The 17,176-nt window shown below is 42.2% G+C and carries 19 protein-coding genes; 5 read left to right on the top strand and 14 right to left on the bottom strand.

What is annotated here, in order from left to right; translation table 11 throughout:
- The first annotated feature begins 6 nt into the window (after positions 1-6).
- A complete protein-coding gene (gyrA, locus tag BKM01_RS09225; RefSeq protein WP_072357992.1) occupies positions 7-2,481 on the top strand; it encodes a DNA gyrase subunit A in 2,475 nt (824 codons plus the stop codon).
- A gap of 21 nt (positions 2,482-2,502) precedes the next feature.
- Here gyrA and BKM01_RS09220 read toward each other — a convergent pair whose 3' ends face one another.
- Positions 2,503-4,086 (bottom strand): sodium:solute symporter family protein, encoded by a 1,584-nt coding sequence (locus BKM01_RS09220; RefSeq protein WP_072357990.1) that lies wholly within the window; start codon positions 4,084-4,086, stop codon positions 2,503-2,505.
- Entirely contained in the window at positions 4,083-4,208 is a 126-nt protein-coding gene (locus tag BKM01_RS11180) for a symporter small accessory protein (RefSeq protein ID WP_257790278.1), read from the bottom strand. Before BKM01_RS11180 ends, BKM01_RS09220 begins: the two co-directional genes overlap by 4 nt.
- A gap of 314 nt (positions 4,209-4,522) precedes the next feature.
- On the opposite strand from BKM01_RS11180, the gene pdxS reads away from it, so the two are divergent.
- The 3 genes from pdxS (at position 4,523) to BKM01_RS09205 (ending at position 6,518) form a co-directional block, all read left to right on the top strand.
- The gene (gene pdxS, locus BKM01_RS09215) at positions 4,523-5,419 is read left to right on the top strand and encodes a pyridoxal 5'-phosphate synthase lyase subunit PdxS (RefSeq protein ID WP_072357987.1); all 897 of its coding nucleotides are present in this window, start codon (positions 4,523-4,525) and stop codon (positions 5,417-5,419) included.
- A gap of 19 nt (positions 5,420-5,438) precedes the next feature.
- Positions 5,439-6,038, top strand: coding sequence for a pyridoxal 5'-phosphate synthase glutaminase subunit PdxT (gene pdxT, locus BKM01_RS09210; RefSeq protein ID WP_072357984.1), 600 nt, complete (start codon positions 5,439-5,441; stop codon positions 6,036-6,038).
- Positions 6,039-6,113: 75 nt separating this feature from the next.
- On the top strand, positions 6,114-6,518 hold the full coding sequence (locus BKM01_RS09205) for a pyridoxamine 5'-phosphate oxidase family protein (protein ID WP_072357981.1): 405 nt from the start codon (positions 6,114-6,116) through the stop codon (positions 6,516-6,518).
- Positions 6,519-6,525: 7 nt separating this feature from the next.
- Here BKM01_RS09205 and BKM01_RS09200 read toward each other — a convergent pair whose 3' ends face one another.
- The 11 genes from BKM01_RS09200 to BKM01_RS09150 all read right to left on the bottom strand — a co-directional run bounded on the left by BKM01_RS09200 (position 6,526) and on the right by BKM01_RS09150 (position 15,783).
- On the bottom strand, positions 6,526-7,362 hold the full coding sequence (locus tag BKM01_RS09200) for a helix-turn-helix transcriptional regulator (RefSeq protein ID WP_143744086.1): 837 nt from the start codon (positions 7,360-7,362) through the stop codon (positions 6,526-6,528).
- A gap of 79 nt (positions 7,363-7,441) precedes the next feature.
- Positions 7,442-7,801: a DUF4389 domain-containing protein gene (locus tag BKM01_RS09195; protein ID WP_072357975.1), complete on the bottom strand. Its 360-nt coding sequence runs from the start codon at positions 7,799-7,801 to the stop codon at positions 7,442-7,444.
- Positions 7,802-7,952: 151 nt separating this feature from the next.
- Positions 7,953-8,357 carry a 30S ribosomal protein S6e gene (locus BKM01_RS09190; RefSeq protein WP_072357973.1) on the bottom strand — a complete coding sequence of 135 codons (405 nt, stop codon included), beginning with the start codon at positions 8,355-8,357 and terminating at the stop codon, positions 7,953-7,955.
- Positions 8,358-8,385: 28 nt separating this feature from the next.
- A complete protein-coding gene (gene infB / locus BKM01_RS09185; RefSeq protein WP_072358324.1) occupies positions 8,386-10,161 on the bottom strand; it encodes a translation initiation factor IF-2 in 1,776 nt (591 codons plus the stop codon).
- A 44-nt stretch (positions 10,162-10,205) separates the two neighbouring features.
- Entirely contained in the window at positions 10,206-10,655 is a 450-nt protein-coding gene (gene ndk, locus BKM01_RS09180; protein WP_072357970.1) for a nucleoside-diphosphate kinase, read from the bottom strand.
- A 14-nt stretch (positions 10,656-10,669) separates the two neighbouring features.
- Entirely contained in the window at positions 10,670-10,858 is a 189-nt protein-coding gene (locus BKM01_RS09175) for a 50S ribosomal protein L24e (RefSeq protein WP_072357968.1), read from the bottom strand.
- 6 nt (positions 10,859-10,864) lie between these two features.
- Complete coding sequence (locus BKM01_RS09170) at positions 10,865-11,080, bottom strand: 30S ribosomal protein S28e (protein WP_013037328.1); 216 nt, start codon at positions 11,078-11,080, stop codon at positions 10,865-10,867.
- 29 nt (positions 11,081-11,109) lie between these two features.
- Positions 11,110-11,472 (bottom strand): 50S ribosomal protein L7Ae, encoded by a 363-nt coding sequence (gene rpl7ae / locus BKM01_RS09165; RefSeq protein WP_091828985.1) that lies wholly within the window; start codon positions 11,470-11,472, stop codon positions 11,110-11,112.
- A 215-nt stretch (positions 11,473-11,687) separates the two neighbouring features.
- On the bottom strand, positions 11,688-12,566 hold the full coding sequence (locus BKM01_RS09160; RefSeq protein WP_072357961.1) for a hypothetical protein: 879 nt from the start codon (positions 12,564-12,566) through the stop codon (positions 11,688-11,690).
- A 96-nt stretch (positions 12,567-12,662) separates the two neighbouring features.
- Positions 12,663-15,161, bottom strand: coding sequence for a PAS domain-containing protein (locus BKM01_RS09155; protein ID WP_072357959.1), 2,499 nt, complete (start codon positions 15,159-15,161; stop codon positions 12,663-12,665).
- 142 nt (positions 15,162-15,303) lie between these two features.
- Positions 15,304-15,783, bottom strand: coding sequence for a DNA-deoxyinosine glycosylase (locus BKM01_RS09150; RefSeq protein WP_072357956.1), 480 nt, complete (start codon positions 15,781-15,783; stop codon positions 15,304-15,306).
- A 64-nt stretch (positions 15,784-15,847) separates the two neighbouring features.
- On the opposite strand from BKM01_RS09150, the gene BKM01_RS09145 reads away from it, so the two are divergent.
- Positions 15,848-16,714, top strand: coding sequence for a tetratricopeptide repeat protein (locus tag BKM01_RS09145; protein WP_072357953.1), 867 nt, complete (start codon positions 15,848-15,850; stop codon positions 16,712-16,714).
- A gap of 6 nt (positions 16,715-16,720) precedes the next feature.
- Here BKM01_RS09145 and BKM01_RS09140 read toward each other — a convergent pair whose 3' ends face one another.
- A complete protein-coding gene (locus BKM01_RS09140) occupies positions 16,721-17,173 on the bottom strand; it encodes a nucleoside deaminase (protein WP_084006223.1) in 453 nt (150 codons plus the stop codon).
- Positions 17,174-17,176: the final 3 nt, after the last annotated feature.

Genomic DNA, 17,176 nt, shown 5'->3' with positions numbered 1-17,176 from the left:
TATAAAATGGCAGAAGATAATGATATTAATCCTCTTGATAAAAAAATCGAGCAGCATGACGGGGAAGGCGGACGTGTAGTTCCGGTGCTTATCCAGGATGAAATGAGACGTTCTTATATTGATTACTCGATGAGTGTTATTGTGGGGAGGGCCCTACCTGATGCCCGTGATGGTTTGAAGCCGGTTCATCGTCGTATTCTTCATTCGATGAATGAAGCCGGTATAACCCATGATAAGGCGTACAAGAAATCCGCCCGTGTAGTGGGTGATGTATTGGGTAAGTTCCATCCGCACGGTGATACTGCTGTTTATGACAGTCTGGTGCGTATGGTCCAGGACTTTTCCCTGCGTTATCCATTAATAGACGGGCAGGGTAACTTTGGGTCTGTTGATGGTGATTCTGCTGCAGCAATGCGTTACACAGAAGTCCGCATGGATAAGATAACCACTGAAATGCTTGAGGATATCAAGAAGGGAACTGTAGATTTCAAACCTAACTATGATGGTTCCCTGGAGGAACCTGAAGTCCTGCCTTCAAAGTTGCCCAACCTTCTCTTGAACGGCTCCACAGGTATTGCTGTGGGAATGGCGACCAACATGGCTCCCCATAATCTCAGGGAGGTCGTGGATGCTACTGTCAAATTGATTGATGACCCTGATACTGAACTTTCAGAACTTCGAAAGATCGTGAAAGGACCGGATTTCCCTACTGGTGGTATCATAATGGGTACCAGTGGGATCAAGACTGCTTATGAGACAGGACGCTCCCCTATCCATCTGCGTGCCGTGACCGAGATAGAGGAGATGAAGAATGATAAATACCGCATTGTGGTATACGAACTTCCTTATCAGGTGAACAAGGCACGTCTTGTGGAATCCATCGCCAATCTTGTAAGGGATAAAAAAATTGAGGGTATTTCAGATTTAAGGGATGAATCCGGCAGGGAAGGTATGCGGGTGGTTATTGAGCTTAAGAAGGCAGCCAATCCCAAAGTCCTGCTCAATCAGCTCTACAAACAGACCCAGCTTGAAACAACATTTGGTATCATTAACCTGGCTCTGGTTGACGGTGTACCTCGCGTGCTTAATCTCAGGGAACTGATCCAGATATATCTCAAACATCGTATAGATGTTATCAGTCGACGTACAGCTTTTGATCTAAGAAAGGCTGAGGAAAGGGCACATATTCTCCAGGGGCTTAAAATAGCCCTGGATAATATCGATGAAGTTATCAAATTGATACGCGGCTCTTCTACCACAGAGGAAGCAAGAGAAGGGCTTATAAGTAATTTCGATCTGGATGAAATTCAGGCCAAAGCTATTCTGGATATGAGGCTGCAGCGTCTGACTGGATTGGAGAGGCAAAAGATCGATGAAGAGTATAATGGTCTGATCGATACGATTGCCGATCTTAAGGATATTCTTGCAAATGATGAGCGTAAATATGCGATTATTAAGGATGAAGTTCTGGAGTTGAAAAATAAATATGGTGATGAGCGCAGAACCCTTATTCAGGGTAGCCGTGAAGAACTTGCGGATGAAGACCTGATACCCGAGGAAGAAGTGGTTGTAACCTCAACCCAGAGTGGTTATATAAAGAATATTCCTCTCCAGACATATAATATGCAGCATCGGGGCGGTCGTGGTGTGAGAGGTATGGAAACAAAGGAAGATGATACTGTGGGAAGCATCTTTGTGGCTTCTACCCATGATTACATCCTCTTTTTCACAAATCGCGGTAAGGTTTACTGGCAAAAGGTCTATGATATTCCCAGGGGAAGCCGCCAGTCCAGAGGCAAGGCTATTGTTAACCTGCTTGAACTTGCTGAAGGTGAATCAGTAAATGCTATGATTCCGGTACATGATTTTGAGAAGGATCGCTACCTTTTCATGGGTACCCGTGATGGGACCGTAAAACGTTGCAGTCTTTCGGATTTCAGTAATCCTCGCAAAGCCGGTATTATTGCGATTTCCCTGAAAGAGGGGGATGAACTTGTAAATGTCCTCCAGACCGACGGAAACCAGGATATAATGCTGGCTTCAAGGCATGGCAAAGCCCTCCGTATCTCTGAAGAAGATGTGCGTGTGATGGGCAGGACGGCACGTGGTGTGAAGGGTATGAAACTGACAGGTGAGGATGTTATTGTAAGCCTAGATGTTGTAGATTCTGATGCTACCCTGCTGACCGTTACAGAGAATGGTTTTGGTAAACGCACGCCATTTGATGAGTACCGTACCCTTCGTCGTGGAGGGCAGGGAGTGATAACCATTTTCACTGATATGCGCAATGGTCCCGTGGTCACTGTAAAAACAGTGGAAGATGATAACGAGATCATCCTGACAAGCTCTGCCGGCATTGTGATACGTATCCCTGTGACAGATATTAGAGTGCAGGGACGTAATACTAAGGGTGTAAAAATTATGAATATCAGGGAGAAAGATAAAGTGGTCAGTTTGGCCAGAATTAAAAAAGAGGAGTAAGTGTAGCCTTTAAGGTTACACTTATTTCCCGTAGCATTTTTTCAGATGTTCTGTAGATGTCGGTTTTGTCATATAACTTACTGCAACGGCTACGACTGCTGCAAGGGGGGTTGCAACGAGAATCGGGTCCACAACTGTCCAGGTTCCGGTCAGGAGAGTATCCGTTCCGAATATGAATTTGCAGATTCCCAGCGGGACTGCTTCTTTTGCATGAACAAAGCCCAGCCAGAACAAGCTTGCAAATGTTCCAACTAACAGGCTTGCAATTGCTCCCTCCCTTGTCATACGTGGCCAGAATAAAGCTCCTGCATACATCGGTAAAAAGGCCGCTGCACATAATCCAAAAAAGATTGCTGTGGCACGGGCTATTATACTTATAGGCAGGATGTAAGCCAATATAACACTTATCAGAATGGTTGTTGCAATTCCCAACCTTGTAATATTGACTGTTTTGCCAACTTCTCCTCTCTTAACAAACTGGCGATAGAAATCATGTCCGATTGATGTTCCCATTGTATGGTATTGGGAACTTAATGTTGACATGGCGGCTGCCAGTAAGGTTAACATGAATAGGATAACAAAAGTTTCAGGCATTGCATTGTTGATATATTGTGGAATTATCAGGTCGGTATTTCCTCCCGTTACAGCTACGGATATCAACCCTTCTGTTTTGTAAAAAAAAGCATTTGAAAGAGAACCTACTGTAAAGGCAACTCCCGTCATCATTAAAATGAATGGGCCGCCTACAAGGACTGCCCTGTTCAATGCCCTGTCATTTTCCACAGTCATGAACCTGACAGCCAGTTGAGGTTGAGCAAGTACACCGACACCAACTCCAAGTATCAGGGTAGATACCAGTGTCCACCAGATAGGCGACCCGAAGGCGGGCATTGCCGTCCATCCCAGATGTCCCCCTGCTGCAAGTGAATCAGGAACAAGGGGTGTCATTGCTGTGAGTGCTTGATGTGCTTCAGCGATTCCTCCCAGTTTGACGTAAGTAAGTGCAAGCAGGACCAGCATTCCTATAAACATGAATGCTCCCTGAAGGGCGTCTGTGTACATAACTGCTATCAATCCCCCGGTGATAACGTATGCTGCAACAATTACCGTAAGTAAAAGGACTGCCACATCATAGTTTATCCCCAGGGTGGTTTCGACAAAACGGGCTCCGCCAATCAGCACGATACCTGCATAAAGGGGCATAAATACTCCTATGAGGCCGCCCGAGAAACCCTGTATGAAACGTGACTGGAATCTGCGTCCCAGTAATTCAGGAAATGTAACTGCTTTAAGCCTTAATCCCATGCGGCGTGTTCTGGATCCGAAAAACACAAACGCTATGAGTATCCCGACAATGATGTTCATTACCGCAAGCCAGAGCAATCCCATTCCCAGTGCACCGGCAGCCCCGCCAAAACCAATGATTGCCGATGTACTGATAAATGTGGCGCCATAGGAAAGGGCAAGTATATATGGATTGATGTGCCTGCCGGCGACCATATAATCGTCAATTTCTTTTGTCTTTTTGTATCCAAGCATTCCCAGATAAAAAATTATCATAAGATAGATCAGGATAATTACACCAAGGACGGGGGTGCTTATCATGAGCAGACCTCCGTTTCCTCGCCGTCATTCCATTTCATTATACCATATATCATACAGCTTATCGCACCTGCTATACACAGGATATATGCTATCCATATTTGGGGGTCTTCTATTCCAAGCATGAGGGCACCTCTACATATGCTATATTGACACATGTTAACATATTTCATAAATATGTTTTTATTGGAATGGTTAACATTGTTAATATATGGGCCCCACTCGCCTGTTCCTTTTTTATTCAATAAAGAAAGCGCCGGATGTTGTCTTATTTCTGGCAATCAACGAGTTTCATGCAAGCTGTTGGATTACCCAAAAAGAATATAGGGCACGTGAGACATTTCAATATAATTCCGCAGAGATGCTGCGACCAAATCTTTTTATGTAAATATACTTACTATTGACCCTATATCCGATTAAAAAAAAGAAGGCTTATGAGATGGAACTTGAAAACTTAAGGCACGGTACTGAACTCATTAAAAGAGGTTTTGCCAGAATGCAGAAAGGCGGGGTTATTATGGATGTAACCAACCCTGAGCAGGCTAGAATCGCCGAAGAAGCAGGGGCTGTGGCTGTAATGGCCCTGCAGGCAGTTCCGGCTGATATCCGTAAGGCCGGTGGAGTGGCCAGAATGGCAGACCCGGAAATAGTTGCGCAGATTATTGATACTGTAACAATTCCTGTAATGGCAAAGGCCAGGATCGGCCATTTTGTAGAAGCTGAAATCCTTGAATCCCTGGGAGCTGATATGGTAGATGAGTCTGAAGTCCTGACTCCTGCAGACGAAATGTACCATATTGATAAAACCGGTTTTACTGTTCCTTTTGTATGTGGTGCAAGAGACCTTGGTGAAGCCCTGAGACGTATCAATGAAGGTGCGGCAATGATACGTACCAAAGGTGAAGCAGGTACCGGGGATGTCCGTGAGGCTGTGCGCCACATGAAAAAGATCATGGGGGAAGTACGTGAACTTGCCGGCAAGGACAAAGAAGAACTCATCAAGGTTGCCCGTGATATCGAAGCACCCATAGAACTTGTTCTTGAGTCTGCAGACTTACAGCGTTTGCCTGTGGTAAACTTTGCAGCAGGTGGTGTTGCCACTCCAGCAGATGCTGCCCTAATGATGAGGCTGGGTGCAGATGGTGTATTCGTAGGCTCTGGAATTTTCAAGGCTGAAAATCCTGAAATGATGGCTAAAGCAGTTGTGGAAGCAGTTAATAATTATGATAACCCCGAAAAACTGGCAGAAATTTCCAGGGGAATCGGTTCAGGAATGAAGGGTATGAGTGCTGACACTATACTCCCTGAAGAAGCTCTGCAGACCCGTGGCTGGTAAATTATCAACGGTGAAATTGATGCGTATCGGTATAATCGCCATACAAGGTGATGTTTCCGAACATGTTGATGCCGTAGAACGTGCCCTTTGCGAAAGGGGCATTGAAGGGGAAGTGCTGGAAATCCGTCATGAAGGCATTGTGCCCCGGTGTGACGCCGTCATACTACCCGGAGGGGAAAGTACAACATTGGGCCGTCTGATTGAGAGAGAAGGAATTGCAGGTGAAATTCAGAATGCTGCAAAGAACGGTATTCCTGTACTTGGCACCTGCGCCGGCTTGATCCTTGTTGCAACCCGCGGGGACGAACAGGTGCATAAGACCCATCAGCATCTTCTCGGTCTGATGGATGTAAAAGTGAACCGGAATGCTTTCGGAAGGCAGCGGGAGTCCTTTGAGGTTGATCTGGATCTTCCATTCCTGGATTCTCCCTATACAGCAATTTTTATCCGGGCCCCTGCAATCATGGATGCAGGTCCGGAAGTTGATGTATTGTCAACAATTAATGGGAGAATTGTAGCAGCAAGACAAAACAATGTACTTGCTCTGGCTTTCCATCCCGAACTGACGCCTGATCTACGGTTGCATCATTATTTCCTGGATATGATATCGGTTACCTGAAGTCAGAAATTAAAAAATCATAAATGTAATATACCTCTACCTTACTATTTTATTATCTATCAAGGAGATCTAAATATGGTAAAACTCACAGAAGATATGAAAGAATCAATTGCCAATGTCAGGCCGCTTCCTCTTGCTACCGCCTCTAAAGACGGTATACCAAATGTAATTCCAATTGGTATGTGTAAACTTGTGGATGATGCAACTATCTGGATTGTGGATAATTATTTTTTGAAAACCCGCAATAACCTTGAAGAAAATCCTAAAGCATCACTTTATGTGTGGGGTGAAGGCTCAAAGGGCTGTTTCCAGATAAAAGGTGATGTGGAAATTAAGACTGAAGGTGATGATTACGATGCTGCATATGCCATGGCAAAGGAAAAAGGAGAGAAATATCCTGCCAAAGCCCTGATTGTCATGAAAATTACCGATGTCTTTGAGTGTAAAGGTGGCCCTGAAGCTGGAAAGAAGTTGCTCTGAAATTATGTTAGTCCTTTTTTGGGACTAACTCTGATTTTTTTTCATACCATTCATACAGCTTGGTTGCCCATTCGATGGCTTCTTTTTTTGTACCCATAAGGTAGCTGTTGTCATAACGGCAGGTTTTCAACATAAGGGATAAAAGGAAATATTGATCAGAAGCAATGATTAAGGAGGGCATAACTTCTCCTTTGTAGATCAATATCCGGGAATTGTCTGAATTTTTGAGTATCCGGGTTGCTTCAGGATAATCATTTTTCATTTTTTCAAACATCGGTTCTGTCATTATCAACGATAAGTTTGCTCCTTTTGAGACCATTTCAGAGGCAAGCGGAGGATATTCAGGATGATAGACTGCAATAAAAGCTTTAATCCAGATAGATGCTTTTGTAAGTGGTTTTATTTTTGTGAAAGGATCGAATGCATCAGTAAGTGAAGGTACTATATATTCACTATTATTTAATTCTCCGATATTGTTCAATAATTCTTTTGGAATAGGGGTTAAATCATGTTCATTAAAATAATCGAAATGGTCTTCAAGTACATCAAATGTTTGAAACACCTCCTGAAGCATGTGCACCAGCAACATGCCAATTCTGGTTAATGAATACGTACCATTTTCCTGAACTATGAGGCCGTTTTCTTTCAATATTTTTATCTGGGGAAGAATTGAAGGCGAAGTTTCATCAAGAACCTCTTTTATTTCATCAATATCTTTTTTGCCTTCCATAAGCAGGAGAAGAAGGCGCTTACGTTTTTCGGAAAAACATGTAATGTCAATAAGTGAGCGCCTCATATCTATTCTTCCTGCTTTGCTTTTAATTGGTACAAATTCTGTCTGCAAATTGATTTCTTTTATATATTTTATATATGTCAATTGGATTATGTCTATTTATACTTTTGAGTGAGCATCATTTTAATTATCAGCTATCTTTTTTTATTATCTCTACTGTATCCCTATCATAGTACAGCTTCTTTTCAAATATTGCTATTGAGGGTGGCTTTATAGACGGCCTTATATCAGTTGTGAGGAAAAGATATCCTATGACATGAGTGCAGTACTCAAGGTAGCCCTTTATGATACGGTTTAGTCTCTCGATTCTCCTTCCTGCAATAAGGATTACAAACCATTGAAGGACAAGACAGATTCCGGTAAATATCCCGTATATATAGAGTACAATTCCTATAAGAATGGAATAAATGATCCTGAAAAATAATTCAAGTCTGCTGGCCTTCTTCTCATAAGAGAAGAGCTGTTTTGTGTTTGAATTCCGGATATCCATGCCACATCTATCCCCAATTCTCTATATATACAATATAATTAATTTTTATAAATAACTATTGTATTATAATGTAATTGAAGATATAATAATGTGTAGCCTACAAGGAATATTCAGGGATGAAATATCAATTGAAATAAAAAAGGGCGGGAGATTACTCTTCGGAAGTTTCTCCCTCTTCTCCGCCACCGAGAATTTCTTCGATGGTTTTGTCTCCGTATCCAACAACTTTCGTGTTGATCTGGACAATATCCGGAGCTATTTCTCTTCCTCTCAGGAATTTACGGCGACGCATTCCCTTGTCTTTTGGCTTATATCCGACACCTTCGGCTACGAGTAACCTCTGCCTTTTGGGACCGGGTACATTCTTGCGCATGACAAAACCACTTCTGTCACTTCCTCCAGTAACCTGGATGGTGTAACCGGGAAGACCGACTACTGTTCCTTCTACAGTTTCGCCTATTGCTTTTCCTATAAACTTATTTGCCTCGGCACCACTCACATCGAACTGATATGCTTTGGCTTTTGGATCTGATACGACAATTTTGAAATCTACCATTATTTACCTCCAACATGAATTAATATTATTACTTGGCCCAGAACGGATTATCCCTGCGTTTGATTTCAAGGAAAGCATCGAGGGTTTCCATTTCATCTGCCGAAAGTGAGTCAAGTATCTCCGTTTCAAGCACCTTTGCATGCTTTTCGGGAATATTTGAATAAAGTACATCACCTTCTTTGATCTGGCGACCTATTGTAGGTCCATCAATCGCCATTGCAACTTCCATCCCTGCACTGGCTTCCTTGATGTTTTCTCCCTCTAATTGGAGCCCTTTGATTGTGCCTACAACTCTGCCACTGTTATCTGTAACACCGATGTTAGTTTTGACCTTTCCACCTGTGATTCTTACACCAACAACAGCAGGTTTGCTTTGTCTGAACGTACATTCTGGAAGAAGCAGGAATCTTGCAGGCTTGACTATGAGCTGGGATATTGTTTTTTCGGATTTCTCCTTCTTTTCTTTGACCCAGTCTTTGTAATCATCAATAAGCCTGTAAATAACATCATTCTGGAATATTTTAAGATCGGCACCCTTTGCTTTTTCTTTTGCATCAGGTAACATCTTTACATTAAAGCCAATAAGAACCGCATTAAAAGGATCTTCGATAGCCGAAACCTCGATAATATCCCTCTGGGATATGTCTCCTACTTCGGCTTTTCTGATGGGTATATCCTCTTTCTGGAGTTCATTAACAAGCGCTTCCAGTGATCCGATTGTATCTGCTTTAAGAGTCACACCTGTGGTGCCCGTACTAATCTGTACCTCGTCAAGTTCCTCTTGAACTTCTTTGACAATAGTTTCAATGTTTTCCGGGTTAGCCGCTCTTACAGTGGCTCCTGACAGGGCATCATCAAGATTTGGCGCAGATATCTTTACACCAATAGCAGCCGTAACTGATTCCACATTCTGGAACTTTTCCTCGGCAGATATTTCTCCCATTGGATTGGGTTTTAGCAAAGCCCTCACTTTGGTCTGAATAGGTTCCCCAAGACTTCCGACTACAATAGTGTCCCCTTTTTTGAGGGTTCCATCATAGAGAATAATATCGATGGTGGTTCCCAATCCCTTTTCTTCCTTTACTTCAAGTATTGTTCCTTCGCCAGGTCCACTTGCGTTATAATGAAGATTAGATTCGAGGAATTTCTGGGCCAGTCCGAGTAATACCATAAGCAGGTCAGGTATACCTTCGCCGGTAACCGCGCTTATTGGTATTATTCCTATATTTCTCTGGAAGTCAGAAACACGGTCATAGCGTTCGGAATTAAAACCACTGTTATATAGTTCCCCGACAATTTCATAGAACTTGTTATCAAGATCAGTTCTTACACGTTCACTTTGTTTGTTGTAAGTTTCCAGAAAACTCGCACTTTCATGTGGTTGCCAGCCATGTATCCTGTCGATCTTATTTGCAACAACCACAAAAGGAGTTTTGAACCGCTTGAGTATTTGCAGACTTTCTTTTGTCTGGGGCATGAAGCCCTCATTAATGTCTACAATTACGACTGCCAGATCAGCAAGTGCTCCTCCTCTGCTACGCAGGGATGTGAATGCATGGTGTCCCGGTGTATCTATGAATAAAAGGCCGGGTACGATGAAATTGTTCTTCATCCCGGAAGCACCACTACGTTCTATTATGGAATCGATCATTACTTCCGTTGCACCGATATGCTGGGTGATCGCACCGGCTTCTCCTGCAGCCACAGAACTACCGCGTATCCTGTCTAACAGTGTGGTTTTACCGTGATCCACATGTCCCATAACGCATACAATGGGTGTCCTGAGATTTTCGTTATCGGTAATATGCATCCCTTCCTTAAGAAACAGGGGAGTGAGCAAAAGGGTACTCACTCATAGAGCCATTCTTCGTCTATACGGGAATATTCGTTTGTCTCATCATCCTTGAAATGGATGCTGATTTCTCTTTCAGCTGATTCTACTGAATCGGATGCATGTACCACATTTCTACCGGTTTCAAGAGCAAAATCGCCCCTTATTGTACCAGGCATTGCTTCGGATGGATTGGTGGCACCATTTATTGTCCTCATGGATTTTATTGCATCCTTGCCTTCAACAATCATTGAAACTGAAGGAGCGGAAATCACATAGGATATAAGTGAACCGAAAAATGGCTTTTCGCAGTGTTCACTGTAATGTTCCTTTGCGTCATTCTCATCGATAACATTCATGCGCATGGCACTTATCTTGAGGCCTCTCCTTTCGATTCTTCCTATGATCTCTCCGATAAGTCCCCTCTGGACTCCGTCTGGTTTGATCATAACATATGTGCGTTCCATTGATTAATTCCTCATCAGGCTTTTTTCATGTAGGTTCTGCCCGTTTCGGTCCAGATAGTACGCCTTGGAAGTCTACCCATCTTGTAATTATTCCTGCATTTAGAGGAGCAGAAATTATAGGTAGAACCGTCCTTCTTTGCAAAAAGGATACCAGTTCCAGGTTCCAGTTTAGTTCCGCAGAAAGAGCATTTCTTGGTTTCCATTGCGCATCACCTTGTTGTAAGTTTCTTTGCCTCTCTGGAAGTCTCCATCAGCATCAGCACATCGCCGATACGAACAGGGCCCATGCAGTTACGGGTGATGATCCTGCCCTTGTCCCGGCCATCCAGTACTCTGCACTGGATCTGGCTTGCTTCGCCATGCATACCGGTGTTGCCGATGACATCTATGACCTCCGCGGCATATCCTAAGTTTTCATCTGCCATGGAGAATTACTCCTTTTTTATGGGTAAGTTTATTTGAGGGCACTGACTTTTTCGGCCAGGTCCTCGATGGTCTCTGCGCCCTTACCTGCATCTGTAATTACCACTGCAGCACAGCCAACGCCTATTCCGCAGGCAGCCCCAAGTTCTTTCTGCTGTTTCACGTAGATGTAAGGTGCATTCTTTTCTTCACAAAGGGGACCAATGTGAGCTACTACTTCTGCAGGTTCGACATCGTCTGCAATGACTGTCAGTTTTGCAATACCTCTTTCTACAGCCTTTGTAGCTTCGTTAGCTCCTTTTTTTACCTTGCCAGTATCTCTGGCAACTTCTACTGCTTCAAGAGCTTTATCTATTAGTTCATCTGGAACATCAAATTTTGCCATAATTTCTATCTCCTTCGAAATCACGGTTTTCACCGCGGTTTGTCATTATTCATTGTATAGATGCAAACAAAGGTCAATTCTACCATACTGTTTACATTCGTTGGAGTATTTGGTATGAATCGCCACTGGTACATATATAACTTGCGACAACTCGATAGCACTTCTTGAATATGCCTATCGATTATAAAACTTCTGGTATCGATTTAAAAAAGTAAAAGGAAAAATTACTGGATGGGTTCCATAGCCATTGCATAGAAATTAGATGCATTGGCATTGATATCCACCTTAATAATATTCCCATATTCTGTAATGTTGTAGTTTAGGCCTCTCTGGCTTGTGTTGGATGCCCTGGTTGTAAGGTTGTTCATTGTGTTTTCAGTGGGATCTGCATACAGGGCAGTTCTTCTGAAACTGCTATCATCTTCAATATCCCATTCAACATAATACTGGTCTGCGAATTCATTTTCCAGATCGACAACTTGCTGTATAGGGGCATCTGTACTTGCGAATTGTAGAATCTCATTGAATTTCTGGGCGGATTCTGCATCTCCTTCAATTACATCTATTGTGGCTTCAACACTTTGTTGTTCTCCCAGGATCATGGGAGTTCCTATGACGTTGTAGATACCCTGTCCTCTGGAAAGGGGCTGGTACCCCTTATATGTTTCAGGAGCAGTATAATACTGGAATGCCACAACCTTTGGGTCGATCTCATGCATTTCTATCCATGAAGAATTATCATATCCTGCTGAATATAGTTTGGTTACATTTGATCCGTAGAAATTATTGTAAACGGATGTATTACCTGTAAGATATTGTAGTGGCGTACCTTTCAGGTAGGCGATGTTCATGTATCTGGCTGTAGTAACATTATCTGGAGTTACCTGCAGACCATCCTGGATGGAGTTTAATGTTATCCCTATATGTTGACCCGGCACACTCTCAAAACCAGATACCTGAACATTTTCAGATGTCTGTTCATTATTGTTGTTGGTTGACCCGCCGCTGAAAAAGAACATACCGATTGATCCGACCATTATTACTGCAAGGAATATACCTACATATTTTGTATATTTTTTTTCATCTTTTTTTCTAGGACTCATGAATTCACTCCGCAGTCATCCCTGTTGAATTTAACTACGATAGTCCTTCTAATATATAAATATCTTCGGACTTTATGTATTATGAATGGAGGTTGCTTATGTATTGATATGTTCGTAGATTCCTAGTATGCAATCCTTTTCGTTCCACTTTATATTCTTAAAAGTTACTCTGCAGGGAATTTCTCTTCCTGTGCTGGAGTGTAACCTGATATCTTCACTATAAGGCCGGTTTTGGTTTATTGGCTTGTTTACGGAATCCAGGACATGCCTGTATCTCAGCGGATATATATCTGTAATGTCCATCTTTTTAAGTTCATCTGCAGAGTATCGTATCCACTTCTCAAGTATCTTATTTGTATAAAGCAACGCTCCCTTTTTATCGGTTACAGTGATCCCTTCTTTTACATTGTCAATCAATATCTGCAAATCACTGATCTCCTTTTGGGCGGATGCTTCTTTGTGCATATTTGATAGGACTTCCCCGATTTGTTTTGCTATCGTTTCGAGATCATGTCTGGATTTATCGGGGATTTCATATTCAGAATGTGAGGATAGGTAGAGAGCAGCTATTATCTCGTTGTGGTATCGAATCGGAATTATTGCAGTTCCATGCAACCCTTCATACCGGAGGTTCTTGCCGGTGGTGATTGCGCTGAGTTCGGAATGATGTTTATACACCGCCTGTCCACTCATAACAAGGCGTGTCTGTACAGAATTCCTTTCATAGTGGGAGGTACTATTCACAAATTGCTCAGACAGCCCGTGATGAGCTACCAGGTTCAGGTCTCCTGTTTTATCGTCAACAAGGTACAGGGCTCCTGAATCAATGGGTGTGATTTTCAGTGCAAGATCCAGTAGCCTGTTGAATATCTCGCTATTTGATGTGGCAGAGCTGATAACACTATCAAGATCATACTGCAGGTGCATGAAATCATCGGAATGCTTTCTTTCTGTGATGTCTACAATGATACCTTGCAAATACGTTACTTTTCCATCCTCATCATATTTGATAAAAGTCCTTTCGTCTATCCATCGGACATCTCCAAATTTCGTCATTATCCTGTATTCCTGATTGAAATCAGTCTGCCCCGCATCAATTCTTTTTGCGAGTTCTTTCTGGACCCTTTCCAGGTCATATGGGTGTACTATGTCGGCATAGACCAGCTTACCCGACAGGAAATCATTCACAGTGTAGCCAAACTGTGTTACGTTCTCGGAAACGAATTCAACAGGCCAGTCTTCTTCGGCCCACCATATAAATACGACTGCAGGGCTGTTCTTAATGACATCAGAAAGGACTGATTTTATTTCACTTGATCTTTTCAAATCTTCCATATACTGGTATAATTCTTCATCAGCCAGTTTTTGCTGGATTATATTCCACATTCCCTGCATGAGTAATTTTAACTGCCTCACATCTGTAGATGTATAATCCTGCCCCTTATTGGCAACACCCACAATACCTGCAATTCTACTGCCTTCAAAAATGGGGACGCTCAGATTTCTCTGGATTAATTTAGGATCAGTATCTTTCTCAGCTAAATATTCATTGTTCATTATGGGGGTGCGATGGTAAAGTGCTTCATCCCAGATACTGTAACTCTCTGCCGGAGCCTTATCGGAACTTTGTTTGCCGTTTGACCAGGAAATAACCGCGTAGTTTGTTTCCGTTTCATCCAGGAATGCCAGAAAGCCAATCTTGCTTTCAGTTAGTGAGACTGCCTGTTCACGCGCATAATCCATTATTTTCTGAATTGAGGAATCAGACATGGCATATAGTTTTAAAAGAGCTTCATGACGTTTTTCTTCAAGATAGAGAGCGTTTTCCACATTCTTTCTTTCTGTTATATCAACAATTATACCCTGAAGGTATGTCACATCACCTGTATCATTTTGCTGGATTTTTGTGCGTTCATCCACCCAGCGTACATTTCCATCTTTTGTCAGGATACGATATTCTTTGGTGAACTGCCGGTTACCCTCTGCAACACACCGGGCCATACCCTGGCGAACTTTCTCTATATCATCAGGGTGAACGATATCACCGTACACCAGTTTGTCTGATGTGAATTCTTCAACTTCATATCCGAATTGTGTAATGTTTTCCGAGACAAATTCCACAGGCCAATCGTCTTCTGCTCTCCACAGGAAAACAATTACAGGGCTTGAATTGATTACTGTCTCGAGGGCTTTTTTCATCTCCAGGGCACCATCAATGACCTTTTTTTCTTCCATTTTCCTGGAAGTAATATCCATGATAATACCTTCATAGTAGGTGTTATCCGGATTATGGTGGATTATGGTACGTTCTTCTACCCAGCGTACATCTTTTTTCCCGGTGAGGACACGATAGGTAAGGTTGAACTGTTCATCTCCACTTTCCAGATGTTTTTCCACCTCTTCAGTTACCATTTCAAGGTCATCCGGATGGATAATGTCACTGTACCTTAAGGCGCCTGAAATAAAATCATCGGGAGTATAGCCAAAAAGAGAAATATTTTTCGAGACGAACTCCACAGGCCACCTGTCCTCTTCCTTCCATACGAAAACAATAGCAGGGCTTGCATTGACAATATCTTCAAGTACACTTTTCATTGTTGGGGTGTCAATACCTGCAGAAAAAGAACTGTCATTTTTCGGGGATGGATGATTGGGAGTTGCGATGGTATCACTTCTACTGATTGATCTTACTTATTAAAATTGGTATCTGAACACTTATATAATATACTGTATCGAATCAGCATTGCAATTGCTGTTTCCATATTTTTTCTCTTTCAATTCTGTTTTGTCTGTTGGCTCCACTGGATGAAGGCAATACTGCAGTATCGTATCCCTTTTCCTGTAACAAATACTCATATTTCCCGGCTCTTGTTTTTCCATTGAAAAGGATTTTACGTATGTTCGGTGCTATCACTTCAAGCAGGGAAAAATCATTGATAACCTCATACCTGATTTCAGAATCACCACTTCCCTTTCTTTCTGCTTCCCTGAAAACATCCCACAGGCCTATTTTATGTTCTTTTAGGAGCCTTAATTTTTCTGGATATTCCTTATTGTCAAGTTCCTCTCCGATAGCATTACCTGTGAGCTTCCAGAAATCATTTCCTTTATTGGCATAATATTTTTGTTGTCTGAGGGATTCTTCTCCTGGCAGGGATCCCAGAATTAATATTTCGGTGTCCTGATGAATTATCGGCTCAAGTCCTTTTTTTGCCATCTACAAATTTGATGTGCCTATATTACAAAAGATATATGATACAGAGAAGGCTTATTCTACTGCCATGAGTTTTCTGAAAAAATGGTACGATAAAGTATCCCGGAAGAAACAATTCACGGCTCTTTATAGACGTGGTGAAGAAATCTATGGGAATGGATATGTACTTTTTGAAATGGGCAATTATGAAGAAGCGCTGGATAAATACAATGAGGCGGCCGCTATATGGGGCGAACTGGAAAATAAATTAAGTGAGCTTGAAGATGATATGGAAGATGACCTGGCCACTTTGAGAAAAAAATCCCAGAATGTTCTTTATAGCCGTTGTTTTGTCCTTTACAAAATGGGAAAGCATGAAGAGGCTCTTGAAGTGATTGATAGTTTTCTTGAAGATGATCCGCAAGATGCCGGTAAATGGTTTGGACATGGATTTGTAATGCAATCGATAGGAGAACACCAAAAAGCGATTGAATCCTTTTCTAAATGTCTGGATCTGGATTCTGCTTTCGCAGATGCCTGGTATTGTAAAGCCACTCTTCTTTATCACAATGGTGAATTTACGCAAGCTCTTGAATGTTATGAAATGGCGGCCCAACATTCAGATGTCAAGGATTTTGCATTTCCGCGATATTCATTTTTGAACATAAATCCAAAGCCCAAACTTAAAAAAGATGCTGCAGGCATTTTATATGGGAAAGGTAATACTTTGTTCAAACTGGAACGGTTCGACGAGGCTATAGAAGCCTTTAATGGTGCCATTGATATAGAGCCAGAATCTCCCAAAATATGGCAGGGTCTTGCAAATACTTACCTGAAAACTGGAGACAAGGATAGGGTCAATAAAGCTTTTGCAAAGTTATTGGAACTTGATCCTGAAAACTCTCAGGCAAAAGATCACATAAAACCTGCCAATCCTGCTGAAGAGAAAGAGTGAATATCTTCAGTACATATATTTGTCTTCTTTTTCTTCCCATTCGGACAGCAATTGTTGGCATATTTTGCTGTCCATATTTTCCATATTCATTCCTGTATCAGTATGATCATTACAGAGGGCCCTGTATATCTTTCCGTCGTCAAATCCGATTTTTTCTACCTCGGTTGTTGTTGTCCCATAATAAAGCGTTTTGATGCGTGCCCAGTACAGAGCTGACATACACATAGGGCATGGATAAGAGGTAGTATATATTTCGCAGTCAGACAGGTCAAATGTTCCCAGCTTTGACGAGGCTATCCTGATTGCCACTATTTCAGCATGAGCCGTGGGATCATTAGAATCAAGCACTCTGTTATGTGCTCTGGAGATTACAGTTTTATCTTTTACAATTACAGCTCCAAAAGGCCCTCCCAGATTGTTTCTCATGCCCAGACGTGCCTGTTCAATGGCAATTTCCATGAA

This window comes from Methanohalophilus portucalensis, assembly GCF_002761295.1.
Classification (GTDB): Archaea; Halobacteriota; Methanosarcinia; order Methanosarcinales; family Methanosarcinaceae; genus Methanohalophilus; species Methanohalophilus portucalensis.
This window is presented reverse-complemented; position numbering and strand designations above follow the sequence as displayed.

Bases quoted from the DNA above. Each gene is read 5' to 3' on its own strand.
- gyrA (WP_072357992.1), top strand. From the start codon at position 7: ATGGCAGAAGATAATGATATTAATCCTCTTGATAAAAAAATCGAGCAG.
- BKM01_RS09220 (WP_072357990.1), bottom strand. From the start codon at position 4,086: ATGATAAGCACCCCCGTCCTTGGTGTAATTATCCTGATCTATCTTATG.
- BKM01_RS11180 (WP_257790278.1), bottom strand. From the start codon at position 4,208: ATGCTTGGAATAGAAGACCCCCAAATATGGATAGCATATATCCTGTGT.
- pdxS (WP_072357987.1), top strand. From the start codon at position 4,523: ATGGAACTTGAAAACTTAAGGCACGGTACTGAACTCATTAAAAGAGGT.
- pdxT (WP_072357984.1), top strand. From the start codon at position 5,439: ATGCGTATCGGTATAATCGCCATACAAGGTGATGTTTCCGAACATGTT.
- BKM01_RS09205 (WP_072357981.1), top strand. From the start codon at position 6,114: ATGGTAAAACTCACAGAAGATATGAAAGAATCAATTGCCAATGTCAGG.
- BKM01_RS09195 (WP_072357975.1), bottom strand. From the start codon at position 7,801: ATGGATATCCGGAATTCAAACACAAAACAGCTCTTCTCTTATGAGAAG.
- BKM01_RS09190 (WP_072357973.1), bottom strand. From the start codon at position 8,357: ATGGTAGATTTCAAAATTGTCGTATCAGATCCAAAAGCCAAAGCATAT.
- ndk (WP_072357970.1), bottom strand. From the start codon at position 10,655: ATGGAACGCACATATGTTATGATCAAACCAGACGGAGTCCAGAGGGGA.
- BKM01_RS09175 (WP_072357968.1), bottom strand. From the start codon at position 10,858: ATGGAAACCAAGAAATGCTCTTTCTGCGGAACTAAACTGGAACCTGGA.
- BKM01_RS09170 (WP_013037328.1), bottom strand. From the start codon at position 11,080: ATGGCAGATGAAAACTTAGGATATGCCGCGGAGGTCATAGATGTCATC.
- BKM01_RS09160 (WP_072357961.1), bottom strand. From the start codon at position 12,566: ATGAGTCCTAGAAAAAAAGATGAAAAAAAATATACAAAATATGTAGGT.
- BKM01_RS09155 (WP_072357959.1), bottom strand. From the start codon at position 15,161: ATGAAAAGTGTACTTGAAGATATTGTCAATGCAAGCCCTGCTATTGTT.
- BKM01_RS09150 (WP_072357956.1), bottom strand. From the start codon at position 15,783: ATGGCAAAAAAAGGACTTGAGCCGATAATTCATCAGGACACCGAAATA.
- BKM01_RS09145 (WP_072357953.1), top strand. From the start codon at position 15,848: ATGAGTTTTCTGAAAAAATGGTACGATAAAGTATCCCGGAAGAAACAA.
- BKM01_RS09140 (WP_084006223.1), bottom strand. From the start codon at position 17,173: ATGGAAATTGCCATTGAACAGGCACGTCTGGGCATGAGAAACAATCTG.